The 24,319-nt window shown below is 70.3% G+C and carries 24 protein-coding genes and 1 pseudogene; 6 read left to right on the forward strand and 19 right to left on the reverse strand.

Annotated elements, in window-relative coordinates:
• The 5 genes and pseudogenes from AU196_RS10800 to AU196_RS10820 all read right to left on the reverse strand — a co-directional run.
• Nucleotides 1-989: pseudogene (locus tag AU196_RS10800) on the reverse strand (13E12 repeat family protein); the annotation flags it as partial.
• A gap of 36 nt (nt 990-1,025) precedes the next feature.
• Entirely contained in the window at nt 1,026-1,454 is a 429-nt protein-coding gene (locus AU196_RS10805; RefSeq protein WP_059095072.1) for a hypothetical protein, read from the reverse strand.
• A gap of 9 nt (nt 1,455-1,463) precedes the next feature.
• On the reverse strand, nt 1,464-3,644 hold the full coding sequence (gene helR, locus AU196_RS10810) for an RNA polymerase recycling motor ATPase HelR (RefSeq protein WP_059095073.1): 2,181 nt from the start codon (nt 3,642-3,644) through the stop codon (nt 1,464-1,466).
• A gap of 107 nt (nt 3,645-3,751) precedes the next feature.
• Nucleotides 3,752-4,138: a VOC family protein gene (locus tag AU196_RS10815; RefSeq protein ID WP_059095074.1), complete on the reverse strand. Its 387-nt coding sequence runs from the start codon at nt 4,136-4,138 to the stop codon at nt 3,752-3,754.
• Nucleotides 4,135-4,431 carry an ArsR/SmtB family transcription factor gene (locus AU196_RS10820; RefSeq protein ID WP_059095075.1) on the reverse strand — a complete coding sequence of 99 codons (297 nt, stop codon included), beginning with the start codon at nt 4,429-4,431 and terminating at the stop codon, nt 4,135-4,137. The genes AU196_RS10815 and AU196_RS10820 overlap by 4 nt, the downstream gene beginning before the upstream one ends.
• Before the next feature lie 58 nt (nt 4,432-4,489).
• Here AU196_RS10820 and AU196_RS10825 point away from each other — a divergent pair, with 58 nt between their 5' ends.
• Both AU196_RS10825 and AU196_RS10830 read left to right on the forward strand, forming a co-directional pair.
• On the forward strand, nt 4,490-5,578 hold the full coding sequence (locus AU196_RS10825) for a threonine aldolase family protein (RefSeq protein WP_059095076.1): 1,089 nt from the start codon (nt 4,490-4,492) through the stop codon (nt 5,576-5,578).
• 4 nt (nt 5,579-5,582) lie between these two features.
• Nucleotides 5,583-6,302: an NUDIX hydrolase gene (locus tag AU196_RS10830; RefSeq protein ID WP_059095077.1), complete on the forward strand. Its 720-nt coding sequence runs from the start codon at nt 5,583-5,585 to the stop codon at nt 6,300-6,302.
• A 10-nt stretch (nt 6,303-6,312) separates the two neighbouring features.
• Here the strand turns inward: AU196_RS10830 and AU196_RS10835 are convergent, their stop codons facing one another.
• The 5 genes from AU196_RS10835 to AU196_RS10855 all read right to left on the reverse strand — a co-directional run bounded on the left by AU196_RS10835 (nt 6,313) and on the right by AU196_RS10855 (nt 11,622).
• Nucleotides 6,313-8,862, reverse strand: a complete 2,550-nt coding sequence (locus tag AU196_RS10835) for a DEAD/DEAH box helicase (RefSeq protein ID WP_059095078.1) — start codon at nt 8,860-8,862, stop codon at nt 6,313-6,315.
• A gap of 16 nt (nt 8,863-8,878) precedes the next feature.
• Entirely contained in the window at nt 8,879-9,655 is a 777-nt protein-coding gene (locus AU196_RS10840) for a DUF6498-containing protein (protein ID WP_059095079.1), read from the reverse strand.
• 26 nt (nt 9,656-9,681) lie between these two features.
• Entirely contained in the window at nt 9,682-10,041 is a 360-nt protein-coding gene (locus tag AU196_RS10845) for a hypothetical protein (protein ID WP_059095080.1), read from the reverse strand.
• A 9-nt stretch (nt 10,042-10,050) separates the two neighbouring features.
• Complete coding sequence (gene scnC / locus AU196_RS10850; protein WP_197415759.1) at nt 10,051-10,713, reverse strand: thiocyanate hydrolase subunit gamma; 663 nt, start codon at nt 10,711-10,713, stop codon at nt 10,051-10,053.
• A 69-nt stretch (nt 10,714-10,782) separates the two neighbouring features.
• Nucleotides 10,783-11,622 (reverse strand): nitrile hydratase subunit beta, encoded by an 840-nt coding sequence (locus tag AU196_RS10855; RefSeq protein WP_059095082.1) that lies wholly within the window; start codon nt 11,620-11,622, stop codon nt 10,783-10,785.
• 155 nt (nt 11,623-11,777) lie between these two features.
• On the opposite strand from AU196_RS10855, the gene AU196_RS10860 reads away from it, so the two are divergent.
• Nucleotides 11,778-13,154, forward strand: a complete 1,377-nt coding sequence (locus tag AU196_RS10860; RefSeq protein WP_059095083.1) for an MFS transporter — start codon at nt 11,778-11,780, stop codon at nt 13,152-13,154.
• Nucleotides 13,155-13,170: 16 nt separating this feature from the next.
• On the opposite strand, the gene AU196_RS10865 is transcribed toward AU196_RS10860, so the two are convergent.
• From AU196_RS10865 to AU196_RS10875, 3 genes are read right to left on the reverse strand one after another with little or no spacing between them, the layout of a single operon-like run.
• On the reverse strand, nt 13,171-14,058 hold the full coding sequence (locus AU196_RS10865; RefSeq protein ID WP_059095084.1) for a ferredoxin family protein: 888 nt from the start codon (nt 14,056-14,058) through the stop codon (nt 13,171-13,173).
• Nucleotides 14,055-15,269: a cupin domain-containing protein gene (locus tag AU196_RS10870; RefSeq protein ID WP_059095085.1), complete on the reverse strand. Its 1,215-nt coding sequence runs from the start codon at nt 15,267-15,269 to the stop codon at nt 14,055-14,057. Before AU196_RS10870 ends, AU196_RS10865 begins: the two co-directional genes overlap by 4 nt.
• A gap of 9 nt (nt 15,270-15,278) precedes the next feature.
• Nucleotides 15,279-15,464, reverse strand: a complete 186-nt coding sequence (locus AU196_RS10875; protein ID WP_059095086.1) for a hypothetical protein — start codon at nt 15,462-15,464, stop codon at nt 15,279-15,281.
• A gap of 257 nt (nt 15,465-15,721) precedes the next feature.
• Between AU196_RS10875 and AU196_RS10885 the strand changes: the two genes are divergently transcribed.
• Nucleotides 15,722-16,690, forward strand: coding sequence for an NAD-dependent epimerase/dehydratase family protein (locus tag AU196_RS10885; RefSeq protein WP_059095088.1), 969 nt, complete (start codon nt 15,722-15,724; stop codon nt 16,688-16,690).
• A gap of 84 nt (nt 16,691-16,774) precedes the next feature.
• Here the strand turns inward: AU196_RS10885 and AU196_RS10890 are convergent, their stop codons facing one another.
• The 3 genes from AU196_RS10890 to AU196_RS10900 form a co-directional block, all read right to left on the reverse strand.
• Complete coding sequence (locus AU196_RS10890) at nt 16,775-17,248, reverse strand: GreA/GreB family elongation factor (RefSeq protein WP_059095089.1); 474 nt, start codon at nt 17,246-17,248, stop codon at nt 16,775-16,777.
• 84 nt (nt 17,249-17,332) lie between these two features.
• Complete coding sequence (locus AU196_RS10895; RefSeq protein ID WP_059095090.1) at nt 17,333-18,586, reverse strand: NAD(P)/FAD-dependent oxidoreductase; 1,254 nt, start codon at nt 18,584-18,586, stop codon at nt 17,333-17,335.
• 97 nt (nt 18,587-18,683) lie between these two features.
• On the reverse strand, nt 18,684-20,231 hold the full coding sequence (locus AU196_RS10900) for a PucR family transcriptional regulator (RefSeq protein ID WP_059095091.1): 1,548 nt from the start codon (nt 20,229-20,231) through the stop codon (nt 18,684-18,686).
• Nucleotides 20,232-20,321: 90 nt separating this feature from the next.
• Between AU196_RS10900 and AU196_RS10905 the strand changes: the two genes are divergently transcribed.
• The gene (locus tag AU196_RS10905; protein WP_059095092.1) at nt 20,322-20,903 is read left to right on the forward strand and encodes a TetR/AcrR family transcriptional regulator; all 582 of its coding nucleotides are present in this window, start codon (nt 20,322-20,324) and stop codon (nt 20,901-20,903) included.
• Here AU196_RS10905 and AU196_RS10910 read toward each other — a convergent pair.
• Complete coding sequence (locus tag AU196_RS10910) at nt 20,879-21,715, reverse strand: class I SAM-dependent methyltransferase (protein ID WP_197415755.1); 837 nt, start codon at nt 21,713-21,715, stop codon at nt 20,879-20,881. The genes AU196_RS10905 and AU196_RS10910 overlap by 25 nt on opposite strands.
• Nucleotides 21,716-21,740: 25 nt before the next feature.
• On the opposite strand from AU196_RS10910, the gene AU196_RS10915 reads away from it, so the two are divergent.
• Complete coding sequence (locus tag AU196_RS10915) at nt 21,741-22,580, forward strand: SDR family oxidoreductase (protein ID WP_059095093.1); 840 nt, start codon at nt 21,741-21,743, stop codon at nt 22,578-22,580.
• A gap of 21 nt (nt 22,581-22,601) precedes the next feature.
• Here AU196_RS10915 and AU196_RS10920 read toward each other — a convergent pair whose 3' ends face one another.
• Both AU196_RS10920 and AU196_RS10925 read right to left on the reverse strand, forming a co-directional pair.
• Nucleotides 22,602-23,597, reverse strand: a complete 996-nt coding sequence (locus AU196_RS10920; RefSeq protein WP_502687254.1) for a DNA polymerase domain-containing protein — start codon at nt 23,595-23,597, stop codon at nt 22,602-22,604.
• A complete protein-coding gene (locus AU196_RS10925) occupies nt 23,566-24,267 on the reverse strand; it encodes a TVP38/TMEM64 family protein (protein ID WP_059095095.1) in 702 nt (233 codons plus the stop codon). The genes AU196_RS10920 and AU196_RS10925 overlap by 32 nt, the downstream gene beginning before the upstream one ends.
• Nucleotides 24,268-24,319 lie beyond the last annotated feature (52 nt).

Genomic DNA, 24,319 nt, shown 5'->3' on the forward strand with positions numbered 1-24,319 from the left:
TGGGCGTGCAGCCCGCGGGTGGCCCCACAACCGGGGACCACGCAGGTGCGGTCGCGGTGCTCGAGGGCGCGGCGCAGTTGGCGGTTGATCAGCCGGGTGGTGCGCCCGGCGCCGAGAGGTTGGCCGTCGCGTTCGAACCACACCTCGCAGGTGGCGTCGCAGGTGAGATATCGCCGGTCGGCGTCGGGCAGCAGCGGGCCGAGGTGGAGGGCGGCGATGCGGTCTTTGAATGTCGAGATGCACGACGACGGTGGTGCGCTGCCCGTGCGGGCGGCGGGCGGCTTCGGCGTCCCACCCGACGTCGACCAGCGCCAGGAAGGCGTCGATGGTGGTGGGCAGCGGCGGCCGGCCCTCGGCTGGACCATCCCCGTGGTCGCGTTTGCACTGCGCGACCAGCCCATCGTGGTGGGACTGCAGGGCGGCGTCGAACACCGCCGCCTCCACATGGGGCAGGGCGATCCGCCAGCAGGTGTACTGCTCATCGGAGGTCTTGGTGATCGACGGCTGCGGGACGGGATCAGGGGAAGGTTTCGGCTCGGGCAGCTCGGCCTCCGGCGCGGGTTCCGGTTTGGGTTCGAGTTTGATGGCGGTGCGCAGCTGGCTGACCGAGGCGTTGGCGGCGAGTTCGGCGTAATGCTGATCAGATCCAGCGCCGGCGCCCGCGGCGATCACCCCGACTTGATCGAGGGAGAGTCGTCCTTCCCGTAGATCTGCGATGCAGCGCGGGAATTCCTCGATCCGGTCGGCGATGGTAGTGATGGTTTTCGCATTCGCCGCAGACACACCGGTCTTCCACGCCACAAGCGCGGCGACTGAGCGGGCCCCGGTGGCGCCCCACAACCGCTCACGGTCGATTTCGGCGGCGATCTCCACGATGGGCCGTCGAGGGCGTTGCGCTGACCGGCGAGCTCGGACAGTTCCTCGAACAACGCCTCCAGCCGCGCAGCACTCGGCGTGCTCGGGACGAAACACGGTGCGCCCGAAGGCATGACCCCATACAAGCAGACGGGTCCGACATCTCCCGATCAGGTGATGCTGACGACGGCTCGGCTGCCGACCGGCGACTGCAGCGCGACGGGCAGGCTCGCGAACACGCCGATCGCGATGCACGCCCGATTGACCGCTTCCGGCAGCACACCGTGGCGCAGCTTCACCGCGACGATGTCCGCCGTCTCCTGCACCTCCGCGTGGACGCCGTAGCACTCGGGCGTGCCGGAGGTGAAGCGCACCGTGATGGTGCGGTCGTCGGGTAGCCGGCCCCACGACTCGATGCTCTGCGGGCGGGGGTCCACGATCGCCGGAGTGTCGACGAACGTCGTAAAGCCTTCCGCCTGGGGACGTTCGGGTATCTGGGTGATCGTCGGCGCGGGGGGTTGGGCCGCCGCCGGGATCGCCGAGGCGAGTGCACTCGCGGCCACGGCGACGGCTGCTACGGACCGACTGACGATGCGCATCCGTCGACCCTAGCTCGCGGCTTCCCGATCGACGCGATGTTCGGTCAACCCCGCCAGCGCCGGCGGAAGCGGGCCGCAGTGCGCGATGGCGAGGCGCTGCGTCGCGCGGGTGAGGGCGACGTAGAGGTCTGCGGCGCCGCGCGGACCGTCGAAGATGCGCTCCGGTTCGACCAGGAGGACGGCGTCGAACTCCAGACCCTTGACATCCGCGGGGGCGACGGTGCCGGGAACATCCGGCGGTCCGATCACGACGCACGTGCCGTCCCTGGCGTCCTCCTCCTGCATGAAATCCGCGATGGCAGAGGCTATTTCGTCTGGGGCCACCAGCCTGCGCCACGGCGGCACACCGGTGGACCGGACCGACTCGGGCGGCGTGACGGCGGGCGCGAACTCGGCGAGCACCGCCGCCGCAACCGCCATGATCTCCGCGGGGGTGCGGTAGTTCACCGACAGCGGGCGGTAGAGCCAGCGGCCCGGCACGTACGGTTCGAGCATCTCCGACCAGGATCGCGCCCCGGCCGGCGAACGGCGTTGGGCCAGATCGCCCACGATCGTGAACGACTTGCTCGGGCAGCGTCGCATCAGCACCCGCCAGTCCATCTCCGAGAGTTCCTGCGCCTCGTCGACCACGACGTGCCGGTAGGTCCAATCCCGATCTGCCGCAGCACGTTCGGCGAGCTCCCGGTTGTCGCGCTCGGTGAAGCGCTCCGCCAGCTCCTCGCCCCGCATCAGATCCGTGGCCAGCAGCAGATCCTCGTCGTCCATGAGATCCTCGTGCGCGACCATCGATTCGAGAACGCCCTCGGCGTAGTCGGTTTCGGCCACCCGCGCCTTCTCGGCGGCGATGTCCGCGGCCGTGTCGCGGCCCAGCAGGTCGACCAGTTCGTCGAGCAACGGCACGTCCGACACCGTCCACGCGGCACCGTCGGAACGCCACAACCTCTCGTCGGCGCCTGCCGCCTGCAGGCGTTCGCGGGATTCGTAGAGTTCGGACAGCAGTTGCTGCGGGGTCAGGGACGGCCACAGCTGGTCGAGCGCCGCGAGGTACTGTTCGCTGTCCGCGAGATCTTCGAGCACATCGGCGCGTAGCTCCTCCCACGCGCCCTTGTCGGCGCGCGACAGCCAGCCCCTGCCGATCCGGCTGACCGCGCGTTCGGTGAGCACGTATTCGACCGTGTCGCGAAAGACCCTGCGCGCGTGGTTGTGTGGCAATCCGCTTCCGCGGGCCTCGTCGATCGCCCACTGCGCGGTGTCGGGGTCGATCTGCACGGTGACGTCGGGCAGTTCGATGACCAGGGGTCGCTCGGGCACCCGTTCGCGGTCGGCGACGGCCGCGGCCAGCACGTCGAGGATCTCGAGCGAACCCTTCAGCGCGACGGCCTCGGCGCCGTCCTCGGCGGTCACCGAAAGGCCGGGCACCAGATCGCCGGTCGTCATCAGCACGACGTTCGTCTCACCCAGCGACGGCAGCACCCGGCTGATGTGGTCGAGGAACGCGGGATTCGGACCGATCACCAGCACACCGTGACGCTCGATGCGGGCGCGCTGCGTGTACAGCAGATAGGCGACCCGATGCAGGGCCACCACGGTCTTACCGGTGCCCGGCCCGCCCTCGATCACCAGCACCCCCGAGTGGTCGAGCCGGATGATCGCGTCCTGCTCGGCCTGGATGGTCGCGACGATGTCGCGCATACCCTCACCGCGCGGTGCGTTCACCGCGGCCAGCAGTGCCGACTCGCCGCCGCGTTCGTCACCGCGGGGCCGGCCGAGGACCTCGTCGGTGAAGTCGAGCACCCGCCGCCCGCGCGTGTGGAACTGACGGCGCCTGCGCATACCCTCCGGGTGCGCAGCGGTGGCGACGTAGAACGCCCGCGCCAACGGCGCCCGCCAGTCGAGCAGCAGCGGTTCGAAATCGTCGTCGCGGTCGAAGAGCCCGATTCGGCCGATGTAGAGCCGCTCACCGGAGTCGGCGTCCAACCGGCCGAAGCACAGCCCGTCGTCCGCCACGTCGAGGCGTTGGATCTCGTTGGCCAGCGCCCGCACCTCGGCGTCCCGTTCCACGAGCGCACCGTCACCACGCAGTGCGGCGGCGTACTTCTCCCTGGCCCGCGCGCGTTCGCCGTCGAGGCGCGTGTACAGACCGGTCACGTAGCTGCGCTCGGACCGCAGCTCGTCCTCGTACTCCTGCATGACCGCGTCATCACCCCTCGAATCCGGCCGAAGCCAGCCATTTTGGGGGATGACCCCGCCCTTGCCGCAAGCCCCCACCCGATCGATAGAATGGCGGCGGTCGGCGCTTACTTCTGGTGTGCGATCTGGATCAGGTTTCCGCAGGTGTCGTCGAACACCGCGGTGGTCACCGGCCCCATGTCCACGGGTTCCTGGGTGAACCTCACCCCGAGCCCGGTCAGCCGCTCGAACTCCGCCGCCACATCGTCCACGGCGAACGACGTGAACGGGATCCCGTCGGCGACCAGGGCCTCCTTGAACGGTTTGGCGGCAGGGTGGCCGTCCGGTTCGAGGACGAGTTCGGTGCCGTCCGGATTCTCCGGGGACACCACGGTGATCCACCGCGCCGGGCCCATGGGGATGTCGTGTTTCGGGGTGAAGCCGAGGATCTCGGTGTAGAAGCGCAGCGCCTTGTCCTGATCGTCGACGAGCACGCTCGTCAGATGGATCTTCATGGTGGTGCCTCCCTGTCCTTCCGGGTCTTGTCGAGCCACCGCTCGACGATCGGTTCCAGCGGTGTGGTGTCGAGGTAGTGGAACTTGTACCGGCCTTCGCGCCTGGTCTGGACCAAGCCCGCATCCTCGAGGACGTCGAGATGCTGCGAGATCGCCTGGCGCGACGAGCCGAGCCCGTGCTTGGTGGTCAGGCGCGCGCAGATCTCGAACAGCGTCTGCCCGTTCCGGTCGGCCAGTTCGTCGAGGATCGTCCGGCGCGTGGGATCGGCCAGCGCCTTGAAGACGTCACCCACACCGACGACGATAGGCAAGCAGCCACTTGCATGTCAACGGCGGTGGAAGGATTGCCCGGTGACGCTCTCCTCGCTCCACGACCCGGACTGGCGCGGCTTCGCCAGCGACAACTACGCCGGCGTGCACCGGGAGGTGCTGGCCGCGCTGGCCGCGGCGAACGGTGGCCACCAGCCGGCGTACGGGGAGGACCGGTACACCGAACGGCTCCGCGAGGTCGTTCACGAGCACTTCGGCGAGCGGGCCGAGGTGTTCCCGGTGTTCAACGGCACCGGGGCCAACGTCATCTCGCTCACCAGCGTGCTGCCGCGCTGGGGCGCGGTCATCGCGGCGTCCACCGCGCACATCCACACCGACGAAGCGGGCGCCCCGGAGCGAATGACCGGCCTCAAACTGCTCACCGTCGGCGCACCGGACGGCAAGCTGACCCGCGAGCTCGTCGAGCGCGAGGCCTGGGGGTGGGGCAACGAACACCGCGCCCAGCCGCTTGCGGTCAGCATCACCCAGACCACCGAACTGGGCACCGTCTACAGCCCCGCGGAGGTGCGAGCGGTCGCGGATCACGCGCACAACCGGGGGATGGCCGTGCACATGGACGGGTCCCGGCTGTGGAATGCCGCCGCGGCCCTCGACGCGCCGTTCCGCGACTTCACCACTGACGCCGGGGTGGACGTCCTCAGCCTCGGCGGCACCAAGAACGGGCTGCTCGCCGTGGAGGCCGTGATCGTCCTCGACCCGGACCGCGCGGCGGGTCTGAGTTATCTGCGCAAGCTGACGATGCAGCTGGCCAGCAAGATGCGGTTCGCCTCCGCGCAACTGCTGGCGCTGTTCGACGACGACCTCGGCCTGCGCAGTGCGGCGCACGCGAACGCCATGGCCGCGCGGCTGCGCACCGCACTGGAGGAAGGTGTCGAGGACGGGACGTTGCCCGGCCTGGCCTTCACCCAGGACACCGCGGCCAACGCGATCTTCGCGACGCTGCCCACCGCGGCGGCCGACCGCATCCGGGACCGGGTGCGCTTCTACGACTGGAACCGGTCCCGCGGCGAGGTCCGCTGGATGACCGCGTGGGACACCACCGAGGACGACGTCGACGGCTTCGTGGCCGTGATCCGCGAGGAACTCCAGCGCAGCCGGGTCCTACGGTGAGTGCGTGACGATCACCTACGACGAGCCGCTGCGCGAGCGCATCCGGATTCACCTGGCCGGCCACGAGCGTCGCACCGTGACCGACCCGACCAAGCGGCATGCGGCGGTGGCGGTGGTCCTCGTCGACTCCGAGACCGGGGAGGACCGGGTGGACCCGGCGCCGGTCGACGACTGGATCGCGGGCAGGCCGATGCCCGAGGCCGGCCTCGACGGTCGGATGGTCGACGTCTCCGGCGGTGCGGCGTTCCTGTTGTGCCGCAGGGCCTCCCGACTGTCGTCGCATGCGGCTCAGTGGGCGCTGCCCGGCGGACGGCTCGACCCGGGGGAGACCGCGGTCGAGGCCGCACTGCGCGAACTGGACGAGGAGCTCGGCGTCTCGCTGCCGGATTCATCGGTGCTCGGACTGCTCGACGACTATCCGACGCGCTCCGGATACGTCATCACCCCCGTGGTCGTCTGGGGCGGCGGCCGGCTCGATCTGCGGCCCGCCCCCGACGAGGTGGTCGCCGCCTACCGGGTGGGCCTGCATCAGCTGCAGCGCGACGATTCGCCCCGGTTCGTCACGATCCCGGAGAGCCCTCGGCCGGTGGTGCAGATCCCGTTGGGCAACGACCTGATCCACGCGCCGACCGGTGCGGTGCTGCTGCAACTGCGGTGGCTCGGCCTCGAAGGCCGCCCCGACCGCGTCGACGACCTGGAACAGCCGGTCTTCGCCTGGAAATGACGTCGCGGCGTCAGTCCAGGCGGCCCGCATCGACGAGGCGCAGGACCGCCGAGCCCTCCTCGTCGGAGGCCTCGAGATCCACCTCGACGTCGAAACCCCAGTCGCGGTCGCCGGCCGGGTCGTCGAGGATCTGCCGCACCCGCCACAGAGCGGGCCGCCGGTCGAAGATCAGCAGTGCCGGGCCGCGGGCGTCCGCGCCGGTGCCCACGTCGTCGTGTTCGGCGAAGTACGCGTCACCGACCTCCGCCCAGCGCTGCGCGGTCCACCCCGAGCCGGCGTCCAGCTCGCCGAGATCGGCCCAGCGACGCCGGGCGAACAGCTCGACCCGCCGGAACAGCGCGTTGCGGACCATCGCGGTGAACGCGCGCTGGTTGCCGGTCAACGGCCGCGGACGCGCAGGCACCGCTGGGATCTCCGGGGCACGTCGGTCGTGCTGGTCCGGGCTGGTGAGTTTCTCCCATTCGTCGAGCAGGCTCGAATCCACTTGGCGCACAAGTTCACCCGACCACTCGACGATGTCGGTGACCTCTTCGGTACGGGCCGCGGCCGGTACACCGGAGCGCAACGCCTTGTACGCGTCGGACAGATAGCGCAGCACCGCACCCTCCGAACGGGTCAGGCCGTAGACGCTGACGTACTCGCGGAACGTGAACGCCCGCTCCCACATCTCGCGCACCACCGACTTGGGGGACAGCGTGCCGTCGGCGGCCCACGGATTGCTCTGCAGGTACACCTCGAAGGTGTGCTCGAGCAGCTCCTCGAGCGGTTTGGGATAGGTGACGTCGTCGAGGAGTTCGATGCGCTCGTCGTAGTCGATGCCCTCGGCCTTCATCGCGGCCACCGCCTCGCCCCTGGCCTTCTTCAGCTGCGCGGCCAGGATCTGGCGGGGGTCCTCGAGCGTCGCCTCGATCACCGAAACCACATCCAGCGCATAGTTTTCCGAGGTGCTGTCGAGCACCTCGATGGCGGCGAGCGCGAACGTCGACAGCGGCTGGTTGAGTGCGAAATCGTCGGGCAGGTCGACGGTCAACCGGTAGCGCCGGCCCTCCGGGGTGTCGACCCGCTCGATGACACCGGCCTGCAGCAGAGAGCGGGCGACGCCGACCGCCTCACGGATGAGCTGCAGCTGGCGCCTGCGGGGTTCGTGGTTGTCGGTGAGCAGCCGACGCATCGCCTGGAACGGATCGCCCGGCCGGGCGACGACGTCGAGGATCATCGCCGTCGACACCCGCATGTTGCTCTGCAGGGCTTCCGGTGCGGCGTCCACCAGACGGGTCATGGTCGACTCGCTCCACGGCACCATGCCCTCGGGTACCTTGCGGCGCACCAACTTCCGCCGCTTCTTGGGATCGTCGGCGACCTTCGCGAACTGTTTGAGGTTCTCCACCTCGTGGTCGGGCGCCTGCACGACGACGGTGCCGGCGGTGTCGTAACCGGCGCGGCCGGCCCGCCCCGCGATCTGGTGGAACTCACGCGCGTTGAGCAGCCGGGTACGGGTGCCGTCGTACTTCGACAGGGCCGAGAACACGACGGTGCGAATGGGCACGTTGATGCCGACGCCCAGGGTGTCGGTACCGCAGATGACCTTCAGCAGACCGGCCTGGGCGAGTTGCTCGACCAGGCGCCGGTACTTGGGCAGCATCCCGGCGTGGTGGACGCCGATACCGTGGCGCACCAACCGCGACAGTGTGGCGCCGAAGGCCGTGGAGAAGCGGAAGGCCCCGATGAGCTCCGCGATCGCGGCCTTCTCCGCCTTGGTGCACACGTTGATGCTCATGAGTGCCTGCGCGCGCTCGAGCGCGGACGCCTGGGTGAAGTGGACGACGTAGATCGGCGCCTGCTTGGTGTCGAGCAGATCGGAGATCGTCTCGTGCATCGGCGTGGTCGCGTACGAGTAGAACAGCGGAACCGGACGTTCGGCGTTGGCGACCAGCGCCGTCGGCCTGCCGGTGCGCCGGGTGAGGTCCTCGCGCAGGAACGTGACGTCACCGAGCGTGGCCGACATCAGCAGGAACTGGGCGCGCGGCAGTTCGAGCAGCGGCACCTGCCAGGCCCAGCCCCGGTCCGGGTCGCCATAGAAGTGGAACTCATCCATGACCACGAGCCCGGCGTCACAGCCGGACCCTTCGCGCAGCGCGATGTTGGCGAGCACCTCGGCGGTGCAGGCGATGATCGGCGCCGCAGCGTTGACCGCCGCGTCGCCGGTGAGCATGCCGACGTTCTCCGCGCCGAACACCCCGCACAGCGCGAAGAACTTCTCGCTGACCAGCGCCTTGATCGGCGCGGTGTAGTAGCTGCGACCGTGCCCTGCGGAAGATCGAGCCAGCGCCGCGTACTGCGCACCCGTGGCGACCAGCGACTTCCCGGAGCCGGTGGGGGTGGCGAGGATGACGTTCGCGCCGCTGAGCAGTTCGATCAGCGACTCCTCCTGCGCCGGATACAACGCCGTGCCGTTTCCTTCGGCCCATGCGGCGAACGCGGCGAACAGGTCGTCGGCGTCGGCGCCCTTGGCGCGCAGGGACGCGAGGTCACTCGGATCGTCGAGCAGCGGGACGGTCATCGGGCTCCAGCCTGCCTTACCCGCGGCGGCCGGCGCTCCACGGTCGCTCGTTCTGCTCGCGGCGTGCGCGCTCGGCGGCGCGGTCGGCGGCCCAGAACTCCTCGAAGGTCCGGCCCTTGTGCACATTGGGCAGGCGGTTCATCAGGCGGCTGAACCATGCCGGCGCCGCCTCGGGCTCCCACTGGGGCAGCGCCGTGCTGATCGCGAACAGCGTCTTGAGGGCGATGAAGACCCCGAAGAACGTCGACGGCGCCCCGGTCACGGCCACCCCCACCATGCCGAAGATGAGCGTGAGGTGGACGACGATGACGCGACCGACACCCTGGTTGGCGGTCTGCTCGAGCCGATGGAACGACAATTGGCGCAGCACGGGCAGGTCGGCGACGAAGTCGACGACGAGCAGCACGACCACCCCCGCGCAGCCCAGTCCGACACTACGCCAGTCGATTTCGGCGAATCCGCCTTTGCCGTTGTGGTCGAGCAGAAACAGGATGACACCCAGGAACACCCCGTGCGCGGCGCAGAAGGCGAAACCGGTGACGGCGAAACCGGCGAGGAACGAGCCGCGGGCGGTGCGCCGGTCCGCGCTCGGCGCGGTGTACCGGAAATGTCCGCGCCGGGGAGTCCACCTCTGGTGCACGAGGATTCGCAGCGAGATGAACACGCACGTCGCCACATTCTCGACCCAGTACACGGCGAGCGTGGTGCCGCCCGACCAGCCCGCGGCGAACCAGCCGGCCGCGGGCACGGCGACGAGGCCCAGCAGCGTGAGCAGATGGACGACTCGGATCACGTCGCGATGGTCCGCCGCCGGCGGCGTCAGGAGGCTTCGAGGCGGGCGCGCACACCGGCCAGGCGTTGCCGCAGTTCGGCCTCGTCGATGACGCCGCGGACGAGCAGCGAGTGGGCCAGTGACACCAGTTGGTTCTCGGGGTAGGGCAGATCGGCATAGACGGTCGCCGACAGGTGGTCCTCCTCGTCCCGGCGCTCCGCGAACGTCGGGACGTTCGCCTCGCCGCAGGCGCCGTGATCGAGCGCGTCGCACAGCCCGTCGAGGCTGGTCTTCCACGGCGGGACCGGGTTCTCGACGCCGTACTTGGCGGCCATGCGCGGCCACACCTGACCGCGTTCGACGATCCGGGCGAGTGTCTCGATCGGGGTGTGCTCGGACGCACTCATCGCGTTGCCTCAGTCACCGATCGGATGGATCGCCGGGCGGGTGTCGACGATGACGTTGGTGGTGACACCCGGCTTGGGCAGCGCGACGCCGATGAGGCAGTCGCGCGTGATGATCTCGGTGAGCTGTTCCTCGGTCCAGCCGTCGGTGCCCTCCGGGCGCATCGGCATCACCATGAAGCGGTGCTTCTGGTTCGAGTCCTGCACCCGGACCTCGACGTCGTCGGGAAGATAGAGCCCGAACTCGGCCAGCACCTGACGGGGCCACCGGACCAGACGCCGGCGATAGTTGGGTGTGCGGTACCACTCCGGCGAGTTGCCGAGGATCGGACGCGGATAGCACGAGCACAGCGCGCACACGATCACGTGGTGCACGGTGGGGGTGTCGGCGAGGATCTCGAACGCGGTGAAGTCGCTGGGCGTACCGAACCCGGTCGGTTCCATCCAGTCGACGCCGACCTCCTTGCTGGCCGTCATCGGTTCGCGCAGTGCCAGGTCGTTGAAGTCGGGATCCAGCCACGCCCGCGCGACCAGACGCGCGGCCGGGGTGGGCCCGATCTGCTCGGCGAACTCGGTGAAGTGGCGATGCTCCTCGGCGGTGAAGATGCCCTTCTCGATGCACAATTCACGCAACGCGATCTCGAGGACCTCGAAGTCGGTGATCTCGTCGACCATCGGCTTGACGGTCCGGTCGTGGTCGTGGTCGTGGTCGTGGTCGTGGGTCACGGTGGCGTCCTTCGGTGTTCAGCTCGCCGCTTCGAGCCAACGCTCGGGCAGTTCGGTCTGCAGGGTGTCGGTGGCCGTGCCGGTGTAGCCGTGCCACAGCTCGGACTGGTTGAACCGCACGACGTAGAACCACTCCGGCGTGGCGTCGGTGCGGTCCCACGTCTCGTCCTCGGCGGCCGGGCTCTCGTAGGCCACCGTCGCGATGACGCCGGTGGCACCGCGGGTGTACTCGGGGGTGCGGGTGTAGAACAGCACCGGCAGTTCGCGCACCCGCACCGCGTCCCCGACGGCGAACTTCGGCTGGCCGGCCTGCCCGGCGTACACCTGCGGATCCCCCTTGCCGACCGCGTGACGGTGGTGCTCGTTGCGGGCGACCTGCGAACCGTCGCCCTCGAACTTCGGTTGCGCGTCGGGTTTCCGGCCGTCGAGCCCGCCGGCGTATCGAGCCTTCACCTCGGCCATGCGCTCGGTCAGTTCGGTGAGGCCGATGTGGTGCTTCTCCACGAGTACGCGGGCCACCGCGAGCAGCCAGCGTCCGTAGTAGGGCAGCCCGAGATACTGGGCCCGGCCGACGTCGACGTTGCCGATGCGGCGCCGCTCCTCGGAGAGCCAGATACCCCGCCAGGCCAGGACTTCGCAGATGACGTAGGTGGCTTCCTCCCACTGTTCGTACTGCTTGTTCTCGTACTTCATCGGGGCGTCGGGCTCACCGCCGACGTCGTGCACCGGCTTGAGGTAGGCCGTGATGCGGCCGTGGTCGAGTTGGTCGGGCGTCGGTGCGTCCGGCAACTCCGGGTACGCCGACTTGAGTCGGGCGACCAGGTCCAACTGTGCTGCGCGCTCGGCTGCCGTGCTCATGGGTATTCCCCCTCGTGGCGCGGATGGCGGTCCGGCAGTGATTCTGAGGCAAAGTCGGCGTGGGTGCAGTGTGTTTGCCGAGATCGGGTCGAGTGTTTGCCCGCGCGTTGACCGATCCCCGCCCTGGCCGCCGCCATCCGCGCTATCGTCCCCCGATGAGCGATGGGGAGACGCCGACCGCCACGACCGGCCCGACACGGGCACCCACGAGCACACGGCGGGCCGTGCTCAACACCGTCAGGGGGTCGGCGGGGAACCTGGTCGAGTGGTACGACGTCTACGTCTACACCGTGTTCGCCACGTACTTCGAGGCGCAGTTCTTCGACCAGGACGACGAGAATTCGACGCTGTACATCTACGCCATCTTCGCGGTGACGTTCGTGATGCGGCCCGTGGGGTCGTGGTTCTTCGGGCGCTTCGCGGACCGGCGCGGGCGCAAGGCCGCGTTGATGGTCAGCATCACCGTGATGTCGTCGTGCTCGTTCGTGGTCGCCGTCATGCCGACCCGGGAGGTCATCGGCTACTGGGCGGCGGTGATCCTCATCGCGGCCCGGTTGCTGCAGGGGTTCGCCACCGGCGGGGAGTACGGCACGTCGGCGACCTACATGTCCGAGGCGGCGACCCCGCACAGGCGTGGCTTCCTGTCGTCGTTCCAGTACGTCACCCTCGTCGGCGGGCACGTGCTCGCGCAGTTCACGCTGCTGATCGCGCTCGCCGTCCTGGACGTCGAGGCGGTGACCGAATGGGGATGGCGGATCGGCTTCTTCATCGGCGGCATCGCCGCCCTGGTGGTGCTGTGGATGCGCCGTTCGATGGACGAATCGCTCAGCGACTCCCACCTGGAGGCGATCCGCGAAGGCAAGGACCGCGAAGCCGGTTCGGTCAAGGCGCTGTTCACCACGCACTGGCGTGCCCTGGTGCTGTGTTTCCTGATCACCGCGGGCGGCACGGTGGCGTTCTACACGTACACGATCAACGCACCGGCGATCGTGAAGTCCACCTTCGGATCCGACCGGGCGCTGACCGGGACGTGGATCAACCTGCTCGGCCTGATCTTCCTGATGCTCCTGCAGCCGCTCGGCGGGTTGCTCAGCGACAAAGTGGGCCGCAAACCCCTGCTGGTGTCCTTCGCCGTCGGCGGCGTCCTCTACACCTATGTGCTGCTGACCTTCCTGCCGCAGACCACCTCACCGCTGATGGCGTTCGCGTTGACCGCGGTCGGTTACGTCATCCTGACCGGCTACACGTCGGTCAACGCGATCGTGAAGGCGGAGTTGTTCCCCGCCGACGTCCGCGCGCTCGGTGTCGGACTGGGCTACGCACTGGCCAATTCGGCGTTCGGCGGCACGGCGCCGCTGCTGTATCAGGGGGCGAAGTCGGCCGACCGGATCGGTCTGTTCATCGTGTACGTGACGGTGGTGATCGGCGTCAGCCTGCTGGTCTACGTCTTCGGCCTGAGGAACAAGGGCGTCACCGCGCTGGACCGCGAACAGGGCAGCGCCTGGAAGGTGCCCGAGCCGGCGGTCCGCTGACGGCCGACTCTCGGGATCACGCAGGCGTCATGGACACGAGGTGGTAGACCTTCACGCGCCCAGGCACTTTGGCGTGACACTGCGAGAGCAGCGGCTCCGACCACCCTTCGTCGAGCGTCACCTCGACCGGGCCCGAGTCGCCGTCGAGCACCACCCGGTGGAGGTGGTCGTCCCGTTCGACGGACAGCGGTGAGAGGCTCGCAATGCGATCTTCCCCGTACTTCTCGCGTGCGAAGTACTGCGCCGCCTGCACCGCATGCGGCAGCGAGGTACGGCCACGCAGGTACCGGTTGTCCAACCGGCCGTCGAGGTAGAGGCGCACGAGCTCGGCCGCGTCGGTGGAGTCCACCCGTCCGTAGCACAGGCCCGCCGGCAGGATGAGCATCGTCGCCGCGAAGCGGTCACCGCCCAGATGGGAACACTCCCAAGCGCTTTCAGGATAGGCGGCGGCGATGGCCGCGATGGCGCCGCGCCCCCGCACCGCGCAGCACTGGTCGTGTTTGCCGTGCGCACACACGGCTACGACGGGATCGGTGGACGGCGCGCCGTCGGAGCCGTCGAGCGCGAGATCGAGGTAGTCGCCCGGGCCGTCGACTTCCCCGGAATACAGCGCCTCGCCGCCGATGTCCGTCCGGGCCACGAACCACCGCCACCGGGCAGTGGTGGACCGTCGGCCGTGGCGGCGGATCGCCGCGATGCGCATCTTGGCGCCCTCGACGCGGCGGACGATCGCCCGCCCGAGTTCGGGATCGATCACCGCAGGCGACTGCAGGAACGCCGAAGGCCCCCAGCCGCCGGGCAATTCGAGCAACACCCACGAGGTTCCGGCTGAGGCGGTGCCGTACATCGGGTCGCCACGACGCAGCGACTGATCACTGCACGGCGTGCGCTTGCGCATCGTCATACGGTGGCCGGCGCCGGTGTCACGACCGCTTCACGCAGCAGTCTGCGGATCAGCACGGTCCCGTCCGCCCGGTCGAGTCCGGGCAGGCTGCTCGCGTCGGCCACCAACCCGCGATGCAGCGCGAGCACCGCCTCCGCGCACGAGGCGGGGAAGGAGACCACCCGGTCCGGTAGCCGCAGCGCGATCCGGTCACCGGAGGTGTCGACCGTCGCGACCAGCCCGTGGCGCCACCGCACCGGAGTGGTGTCGGCGTGCGCGGCCGCGTCGAGCGTCGCCAACGGGCGGACGGCGGCCGGACGGGTCCGCTCGGTGTGCCTGCGCGTCAACCGATCCGCGGCCGCGCCGCTGAGCGCGGTCGCATCGTCGCGCAGGGTCTCGACCATCTGTGCCATCACCTTGGTCACCGTGGCGATGATCTCATCCTGGTCGCCCGGGTCGCCGCCCACGGGCAGCGACGCCCGGAACGCGGGGTCGTCCGCCAGCACGTCGACGACGGCGCGGGCCACGTCGACACCGGTCACCGCCGACACACCGATGGTGAGGTGGATCGACGTCGTGTCGAGGGCCTGCGCCGAATGCACCCAGCCGCGCGGGAGATACAGCGCGTCACCGGCGGACAGCACGGTGTCGATCACCGGTTCGGCGGCGGCACGCCGGGCCACCGCGGCCCGGTGCTGCGTCCACGGCTGCGACGGCAGCGGGTGCGGGTGGACGGGTTCGTGGACGACCCAGCGCTTGTGGCCGGCCGCCTGCAGCACGAAGACGTCGTGGACGTCGTAATGCGGTTCGAAGCCCCGGTTGCTGGGGGGCGTGATGTAGGCGTTCGCCTGAACCGGATGGCCGAGGTCGTCCACGAGGTGGCGGACGAAGTCGATCACCGGGGGCCAGAGACGGTGCAGCCCCTGCAGCACGATGGTCGCGCCCGCGGCGAACTGGGTGAGCACCTTGGCGGAGTCGACCTGGTCGGGCATCTCCGCGCCGAAACCGGCGGGCCCGAGGTAGCAGTCCTTGGCGAGGACGTCGCCCTCCTTGGCGAGCCGGATGAACGGGGCACGTACCCCGCGCTCGGCGATCAGCTCGTCGACCATGTCGGGCGAGAGCAGATCGCCGAAATCGCGGGGCAGCGCCTCGGAACGGCTGAGCAGCGGTCGGCGACCCCAGTGTTCGGTGGCGAACACGTGCGGGTCGGTGGCGATGCAGCGGCTCAGCATGTCGATCGGTCAGGCGGTGCCGTCGGCTCCGCCGTCGTGGCCTTCCGGGTTCGAGCCGCCGTCGGCGGTTCCCTCGCCGGCGTCAGCGGTGCCGTCGGCTCCGCCGTCGTGGCCCTCGGGGTTGGAGCCGCCGTCGGCGGTGCCTTCTCCGCCGCCGCCGGGTGTGGTGGTGATGTCGTCGTCGTCGAGTGCCATGGTGTTCCCTTTCTGTCGCCGCAACCGCGTCGAGTACCGGCACGCTGCCCTGCCAGTGTTGCCGATGTCAGGGCCCGCGAAACGGCGTTCGGTGATCTTCGCTCAGGCCGGGCGTAGGCCATGCGTCATGCGGTGCGCGCCAGATGATTTCGACCCCGAGTTCGTCGGGGTCGACCGCGACCGCACCGTGCAGGCCGGCGCGTAACGGTGCCACTGGTACCGTAACGGCGCGACGACGCGACGGATGAGGAGGATCGATGCTGATCGGCGTCACCGGTGGAACCGGATACGTGGGGGCCCACTGCGTCCGTGCGCTTCTGGCCGACGGCCATCGGGTGCGGCTGCTCGTCGGGCCCGACGCCGAGGGGGCGCCGGTACTCGACCGCCTCGCCGAACTCGGAGACCTCGAAGTGTTCGCCGGCGACATCCGCGACGCCATGACCATCGACCGCCTGCTCGACGGCTGCGACGCGGCGTTGCACGGCGCGGGCGTGGTCGGCACCGACAACCGGCGCGCGGCACTGATGTGGGAGGTCAACGCCTACGCGACGGAGGCGCTGCTCACCCAGGCCGTCCGCGCGGGCCTCGACCCCGTCGTGTCGGTGAGCAGCTACAGCTCGCTGTTCCCACCGCCCGACGGGATCATCGGCCCGGACACGCCGCCGGCCGACGGCCGCAGCGCCTACGCGAAGACCAAGGGGTACGCCGACCGGGTGGCCAGGCGGCTGCAGGCCGACGGTGCGCCCGTCGTCGTAACCTATCCGTCGAGCGTGGTGGGTCCGGCGTTCCACACCGCACCCGGTGTCACCGAACGTGGGTGGGCGCCGATCGTCAGGTTCGGGGTGGCACCGAGGTTGCGCGGCGGGATGCAGATGATCGACGTGCGTGACGTCGCCGCCGTCCACGCGGCGGTGATGCAACCCGGCCGCGGGCCGCGACGGTACGTCTGTGGTGGCGAACTCATCACCTTCGACGGGATGATCGATGCGCTCGAGCGCGGGTCGGGGCGGCGGTTCCGGCGTATCCCGTTGAGTCAGGGCGTGTTTCGCGGGATGAGCCGGATCGGTGACACCCTGGCCGGGATCGTGCCGCTCGGCGACGGGCTCTCCTACGAGGCCGCGCTGCTGCTCACGGCCGCGACCCCGACCGACGACTCGGCCACCCTGGCGGACTTCGGCCTGACGTGGCGTTCGCCGACCGACGCGATCATCGCGTCGTTTACCTAGTCCTCAGGCGCCCGCTGCGCCCGGCTCGACCCTGCGCGAGGCTGAACCCCCGCAGGCCGCCTCTCGCGATTCCACTGCGCGGCTTCAGTCTCGCGGGTGGTGCATTCCGAACGGCACCGCCTTGAGCAGCGTCACCGGGACCGACGCCCCGCTGGGCACCTCGTACGTGCGCCGGTCACCCGGGCGGGCACCGAGCAGCGCCTCACCGAGCGGCGAGTTCACCGAGTACACCTCGAGATCGCCGTACTCCGCCCCGCGGACACCGAGCAGGAACGTCTCCTGGTCGCCGGTCTGGTCGAAACGGACGGTCAGCACCATGCCGGGTTCGGCGACACCGTCGTCGGGCGGATCCTCGCCGACCACGGCGTTGAGCAGCAGATCATGGATCTGCTGGATGCGTGTCTGACGGGCCCGCTGCACCGCGACGGTGTTCTCCTCGCCGTCGTCGGCCGCCTCGGTGGAGATCAGGGTGCGCAGTTCGGTCAGTTCGTCCTGCAGGCGCTGATAGGCGACCGGGGTCATCCAGATGCGCCGGGTGATGGGTTGTGCTGTCGTCACGGGTCCTCCTCGATGAATTGAGCCGCAATCGTCGTCAGGGGCGGGCCGGGGCGCCGCCCCTGACGACTCGATGCGGGTTCGTGGTCAGCGCAGCGGGTCGACGGCCCGCAGCGCCTCGGGTTGTTTACCGGTCGTGATCTGCTCGGCCAGCAGGCGACCGGTGACGGGGCCGTGCGCCAGCCCCCACATGCCGTGCCCGCCGGCGACGAAGACACCGGGCGCCGCCTGCCCGATCAGCGGGCGGCCGTCGGTGGTGACCGGCCGTGGGCCCACCCACTCGTGGGTGCGCTCACCCCAGCGCACGCCGTCGAGCAGCGGTGCGGCCGAGGACACGATCGCCTCGACGCGGGCCGGGATCACCGGCTCGTCCGGTTCGCGGAACTCCATGGTGCCCGCGACGCGCAGCGCGCCGTGGTACGGCGTGCACGCCACCCGCACCTCGGGCAGATAGAACGGACCAGGCAGCGGGCGGTCGACGGGCACGGTGAACGAGTAACCGCGTCCAGCGCGCACCGGCGTGCGGACCCAGCGGCCGGCCAGCGTCGACAACCACGCGCCGGTGGCGATCACGGCGGCGTCGGCGGTCAGCGGCGCGCCGGTCCCCGGATGGACCCGCACGCCGCGGCGGTCCGGCCCCACGTCGACGACGTCCATCTCGGCGATCGTCGCGCCGCGCGCCACGACGGCGCGGCCCAGCGCGTGGGTGAACCGTCCCGGGTCCACGAACCGCTGGTTCTCGACGCTGACGCCGACCGTCACCGCGCGCGACGCCAGCGGTACGTGATCCTCGAGCTCGTCGCGGGTGAGGCGGCGGTAGGACACGTCCTGGCCGGCCTCCCGCAGCGCGCTCAGCTCGTCGAGCAGACGGTCGGCCTGACGCGGGGTGGTGAACATCGCGGTGATGGGGCAGTCGGTGGTCGGCGCGTCGACGCCGTTGCCGGTCAGCACGTCGAACGCCTCGAGGCATTCGGCGTTGAACGGCACGTTGGCGGCGACCGCGCGGTCCCACGACGAGGGTCGGCAGTTGGCCGCGAAGCGGGTGAGGAAGGACCACAGCCGGACGTCGGCACGGGCGGGCACATGCAACGGCGCGGACGGATTCGCCAGCGACCGCAGCCCGTATCCCAGCACCGACGGCTGGTTGAGCGGGATCGTCAGCGCCGGCGACACCCATCCGGCGTTACCCCAGGACGCGCCCGCGGCCACACCGCCGCGGTCGACGACCGTCACCTCGACGCCGCGTTCCTGGAGGAACCATGCGGTGGACAGCCCGACGATGCCGGCGCCCACCACGATCACCGATCGCGGGCCGCCGTCGAATCCGTCGCCGCCGAACATCACGTCACCTCCACTGGACGGCTGCTCCGGGCAGGACCGTCCCCACCGATGATGGCGGGCATGTCCGGCAGGCGGTTGCCCGGTGAGGACAACCCGGCTAGGAGTTTTTGTCGGGCACCGACAACGTGAAACCGTCGTCATCTGTAGCGGCGAGTTCGACCGTCATGGCCAGCCGCTTGCGCGCGTCGGTGAGGTCGAGGTCGGTCACCTCGGCCATCTTGCGCAGCCGGTAGCGCACGGTGTTCTCGTGCACGCCCAGGCGTTCGGCCGCCTCGTGCAGATCGCCCTGCGCGGCCAGCCAGGCCCGCAGCGTGTCGACGTAGCGGGTCGCGTGGTGCTCGTCGTGGCGCCGCAGATCGGCCACCGGACCGCGCTGCGGGGTACGGCCGACGCGGGCGGCGATCCGCAGCCGCCGCAGCACGATGTCGTCCCAGGACTCGTCGTAGGCGGGCGCTTCGCCGACCCCGCCCTGCATCTCGTGCAGCGCCAGACACTCGTCGGCTTCGTCGCGAGCCGTAGGAAGCTCGAGAACCGTTGCGGTGCTGCTGATCCCGGCGAGTATGGTGGCCCGCTCCGGCAGGGCGGCGCGCAGGCTGTCGACCCAGTGCCGCGCGCTGCCCGCCGGGTCGCTGGGCAACACCGTGTAGACGGTGGTGTCCGACAGCGTGCTGCGCCCCGGCCGGGACCACCCGAAGCCCATGGTGGCGCGTTCGAAGGCCAGCAGCAGCGCGGCGTGGCGTTCGTCGCCGAGGCGGGCCCGCAGCGCGATGACCCGCAGTCCCGACGGGGGCAGCGCCAGCTTGCTCACCACCGTCGGCGCGTCCACCGTGCCCTCCAGCAGACCGATCACCAGGTCGGACTCCACCTGCCGCTCGAGGTCGGCGCTGGCCCGCGACCGCAACAGGTGCAGGGCGACCATGCGGGCCCCGTCGGCCAGCGCGCGCAGTTGGTCACCGCGCAGTTCCTCGGCGCACGCCACCCACACCGAGCCGAGCAGTTCGCGACCGGCGCGGGCCGCGATCACCATCCGGCCGGCGAGCCCGTCCGCGGGTGACGGGGCGACGAACATCGGCGCGTCGGAGCTCGCCAGGTGCCGGGCCACGCCCCGGTCGGTGAACAGCGCACGAAGCCGGTCGGGTGCCTGCCTGCCGAGGATGGTCGCGACGCGGGCGTCGTCGGTGTGCTGCTGCATCCGCGAGTAGGCCAGCACCCGCCAGTGCCGGTCCTCGATCGTGACCGCGCCGCCGATCGCGTCGGACAGGCTGTCGGCCAGCGCGAAGAGATCGGTCGGGCCGCGCCCGGACTCGGTCTCACGGCCCTCGAGCACCAGCCCGAACACCACCGCGGCCAGCTCGCTCCACGACACCTCGGGGTCGACGGTCAGCACCGCGGGCTGCCCGGGCTCCGCCGCGACCGCGCCGCCGTCATCGCCGCGCACCAGCACCACCGCGGCCCTGGCCGCCCGGGCCCACGTGAGCGCGGTGGCCACCGAATCGGCTCCGACCGCCAGCAGCACGTCGCCGACGACATCGCGATCCTCGCGTAGCACCACGGTGCGCAACTCGGTGGAGCGCGGCGTCGAACCCGTCCGGAACTGGACTCCGTACCCGCCGAGCACATTGACGAGCCGGTCCAAAGTGACCACACGAGCTCCCCACGCCGACCGACGTGCTCAGCCTAGTGTCGAGGTTCCGCGGCGGGCCGGCAGAACCGGCACTGCGGTTGAATTGCGGGCGTGGTGGACGGGAGAGCGCAGGGTCGGCCCAGGGACAGCTCGATCGACGAGCGCGTCCTCGCGGTGGCCCGGGAGCTGCTGGTGGAGACCGGCTGGGACGACCTGAGCATGCGCCGGATCGCGGCGCGCTCCGGGGTGAGCCGGTCGAGCATCAATCGCCGCTGGCCGTCGAAGTCCGAGTTGGTGTTCCACGCGATTCTGGGTGACACCCCGGACCTGGCGCCGTTCGCCGGCACCGATCGGCGGGGCTGGATCGACTGGGTGGTGCGCGGGAGCAGGCAGCTGTTCGCCCGTCCCGAGGTCCGGGCGGCGGTGCCCGGCCTGTTGCTCGCGATGTCGGAGAACGACGCGCTGCGGCGGCGGCTGTGGGCGGAGTTCAGCGGCCCCGCGGTGGCGTTGTTCGGCTCGGGCGACGACGCCGAACTGGACGCGCGCACGGTGCTCGCCCTGGCGGCGGGCGCCGCGCTGCTGCTCTCCACCGTCGCCGTGGAGGACGACACCGATGTCGTGCACCGGCGCATCGCCGCGTTGCTCACCGACGCGGTGGCCGGTGAGGCTCAGCCGAACTCCAGCAGGGTGTAGGCGCCGCGGTAGTTCCTGGTCGGCTTGAACCGCCAGAACGCCGGGAACAGTTTCTCGAACACCAGACCGCGGCCCTTCGGCATCGGAAGGTCGTGCACCGCGCGGATTCCGGGGACCGTGATGGCCAGATCGGCGAGCTGATCGGGCGTCAGGCTGAACGGCATCGGCGGAACGCGGTACCGGCGGGAGGCCCGCATGCCCTTGGGCGCGAACTTCTTCACGAGCACGGGCGGCAGGTCGAAGATCATCTGCCCGCCCGGGAATCGCTTCGCGCACTCGGTGATCAGACGCATCGACTCGTGGGGTTGCAGGTACATCAGCAGACCCTCGGCGGTGATGAACACACCGTTGGTGGTGTCGACGCGGTCCATCCACGAGAAGTCCAGTGCCGACTGCGCGAGCGTGGTGATCCGGTCGGACGGCGGCAGCAGGTGTTCCCGGAGTGCGATGACTGGTTCGAAATCAACCGTCAGCCAACGGAAGTCGAGGGCGGGTCGCGCATCGCTGAGGCGCCAGAAGCTGGTCTGCAGACCCTCGGCGAGCGCGACGACCGTGGCCGAGGGGTGCGCGTCGAGGTACTGGAGGGCGGCCCGGTCGAAGGCCAGTGAGCGCAAGGCCATCTCCTGGCCCTTGCGACCGAACTTCGTGAAGTCGACGTCGATGGCGTCGACGAGCCGGATGGCCATCGGGTCGTCGATGATCGCGTTCGGGTGGCGGGCCTGGTGCGCCCGCCCGTTCAGCGTGAGCAGCGCGGTCTCCGAGATGCTGCTCAGGGCGCCGGCGTCGACTTTCTCACTGTCTGCGTGATCCACCGCATCCAACGTATACGGTCCGAGGATGAGCGGAATCTCGGTGATCACGGGCGGTGCGGGCGGTATGGGTGTGGCGACGGCGCGGATCGTCGGCCGCGACCAGCCGGTGGTGCTCTGCGACGTCCGCAAGGAGCGGCTCGACAGTGCCGTCGCCACGCTGAAGGACGTCGGCATCACACCCACGGCCGTGCACTGCGACGTCACCGACCGGAACGCCGTGGCGGCGCTGTTCGACACCGCGCAGGAACTCGGGCCCATCGCGTCGGTGATCCACGCCGCCGGTGTCAGCCCGAGCATGGGCGACGCCGAGTACGTCATGCGGACCAACGCGATCGGCACCCTCAACGTCAACGAGGCCTTCTACGCCAGTGCCGGTGAGGGCGCCGCGATCGTCAACGTGGCGTCGATGGCGGCGCACCTGCTGCCGGAGGAGATGATCCCCGTCGGCCAGTTCGCCCGCGCCCTCGAGGACGAGAGCGCCTTCATGGCGGACATGCTGGCGGCGTGCGGGATCGTGCCCGAGGAGGCGCAGTCAGGGATCGCCTACGCGTTGAGCAAGAACTTCGTCACGTGGTTCAGCTCCTCGCAGGCGGAGCGGTTCAACGGCCGCGGGCTGCGCATCGTGTCCGTCTCGCCCGGGTCGGTCGACACCGAGATGGGCCGGCTCGAGGAACAGGCCGGCGCGGGCGCGATGGTGGCCGACGCCGCCGTTCCGCGCTGGGGCAAGCCGGAGGAGATGGCCGAACTGTTCGCCTTCTGTGCCGGCGACCGGGCCGGCTATCTCACCGGAACCGACATCCTCAACGACGGCGGAGTGGTCGCGTCGGTCCGGGAGCGAGCCCGGCTGGCCGCCGAGAAAGGCTGAGCGTCAGCGCGATCCGGTCACTCACCGCGGGTGCGGCGGGCGCGCGCGACGCTTGCCCTCGTGCATCGCCGCCACCCGGGCGACGGGGATGGTGCGGCCGTGTTCGATCAGGTCAGCCGGTAGGCGTTGCGGTGCGGGCATCGACTCCGCCCAGGGGTCACGGCCGTTGAGCGCGTCGATCGCGGTGTGCACGGTGAAATCCGTCGGGGCCACCGAGGACAGATCCGACCAGTCGACAGGAAACGACACCGGGGTTCCCGGGCGCAGCCGCGGGCTGTAGGCCGCCGCGACCGTCGCCCCACCGGCCCGGGTGGAATCGACGAAGACCTTGCCCTGCCGGTCCTCGACGATGAACGCAGTGGTGGCGATCGACGGGTCGAGAGCTTCGGCACGGGCCGCGAGGGCCCGCGTCGCGGCGGCCACATCCTCGACCGGCGCGCGGTCGTCGACCGGGACGAAGACGTGTAAACCCTTGGCGCCGCTGGTTTTCACCGCCCCGGCCAACCCGATGTCGGCGAGCGCCCGGCGCACCAGATGCGCCACGGCGACCACGGCGGCGAAGTCGTCGTCGGTCGGTGGGTCCAGATCGAGCACGAGGTGTGTGGGCCGGTAGATGTCCCCGGCCAGACCGAGGGTCGGGTGGTATTCGACCGCACGCTGATTCGCCAGCCACAGCAGCGTGCGCCGGTCGTCGCACAGCGGGTACCGCACCTCGCGGTGTGAGCTCTCCGCCCAGATGGTCACCGTCTTCACCCACTCGGGGGTGTACTTCGGCACGTTCTTCTGCATGAACGGCGCGCGGCCGCGCAGTACCCGCAGGACGGTGAGCGGCCGGCCGGCCAGGCCGGGCAGGATCCGGTCGGCCACCGCGTCCAGGTAGTCGACGAGGTCGCGTTTGGTCGCCCCGGCGTCGGGGCTCAGCGGTTGGTCGAGGTTGGTCAGGTCGACCCCGGCCCGGCTCTCCCCGGCGCTCACCCGTCCGACTCTAGGCGGGATCGGGCGACTCGGGTGTGCCATCGTCCGGCCTCGACGGGCGCCGACGCCAGCGTCGATACCCGCGGTGCGCGGCGAACGCGCCCACGACCGCCGTCACCACCCAGATCCCGATCGCGGTGTACGCCAGCGGCGATGACAGGTCACCGATCGACGCCCCCAGCGCGGTGTAGACGAACGCGCGCGGCACCGAACCGATGAACGCCCCGACCGCCATCTGCCACAACGGAACACCGAACGCCCCGAACGCATACGAGGCCAGCGCGTCGGAGACGCCGGGAATGAACCGCTGGCCCACCACCGCCCACAGGCCGCGCCGAGCGATCTGCGCGTCGATCAGATCGGCACGTTCGGGCCCCAACAGTGCGCGGGCGCTGTCCCGTCCGGCCCGCCGACCCACCAGGCTGGCGACGACCGCCGTGCCGACCGTCGCGCCCAGCGTGACGAAGGTACCCAGCACCGGACCGAACAGCAGACCGCTGCCACCGGCCAGCAGCGCGCCGGGCACGAACAGCGCACCGAGCGCCGCCGACACCACGACGTAGGTCAGCGGAGCGACGGGTCCGGTCGACGCCACCGCACCGCGGACCGCGTCCACGTCGATCACCCGCTCGACCGCCACCAGGTAGAAGACGACGGACACCAGCGCGGCGAAGAGGGCCAGCCGCGCGATGTGGCGCCGCCGCGAGGTCACGGCGCCATCCTGCCGTAGCCGCACGACACTGTCGCATCCGGTCACCGGGCAG

Origin of the sequence: Mycobacterium sp. IS-1742 (assembly GCF_001500125.1) — a bacterium.
Lineage (GTDB): Bacteria > Actinomycetota > Actinomycetes > Mycobacteriales > Mycobacteriaceae > Mycobacterium.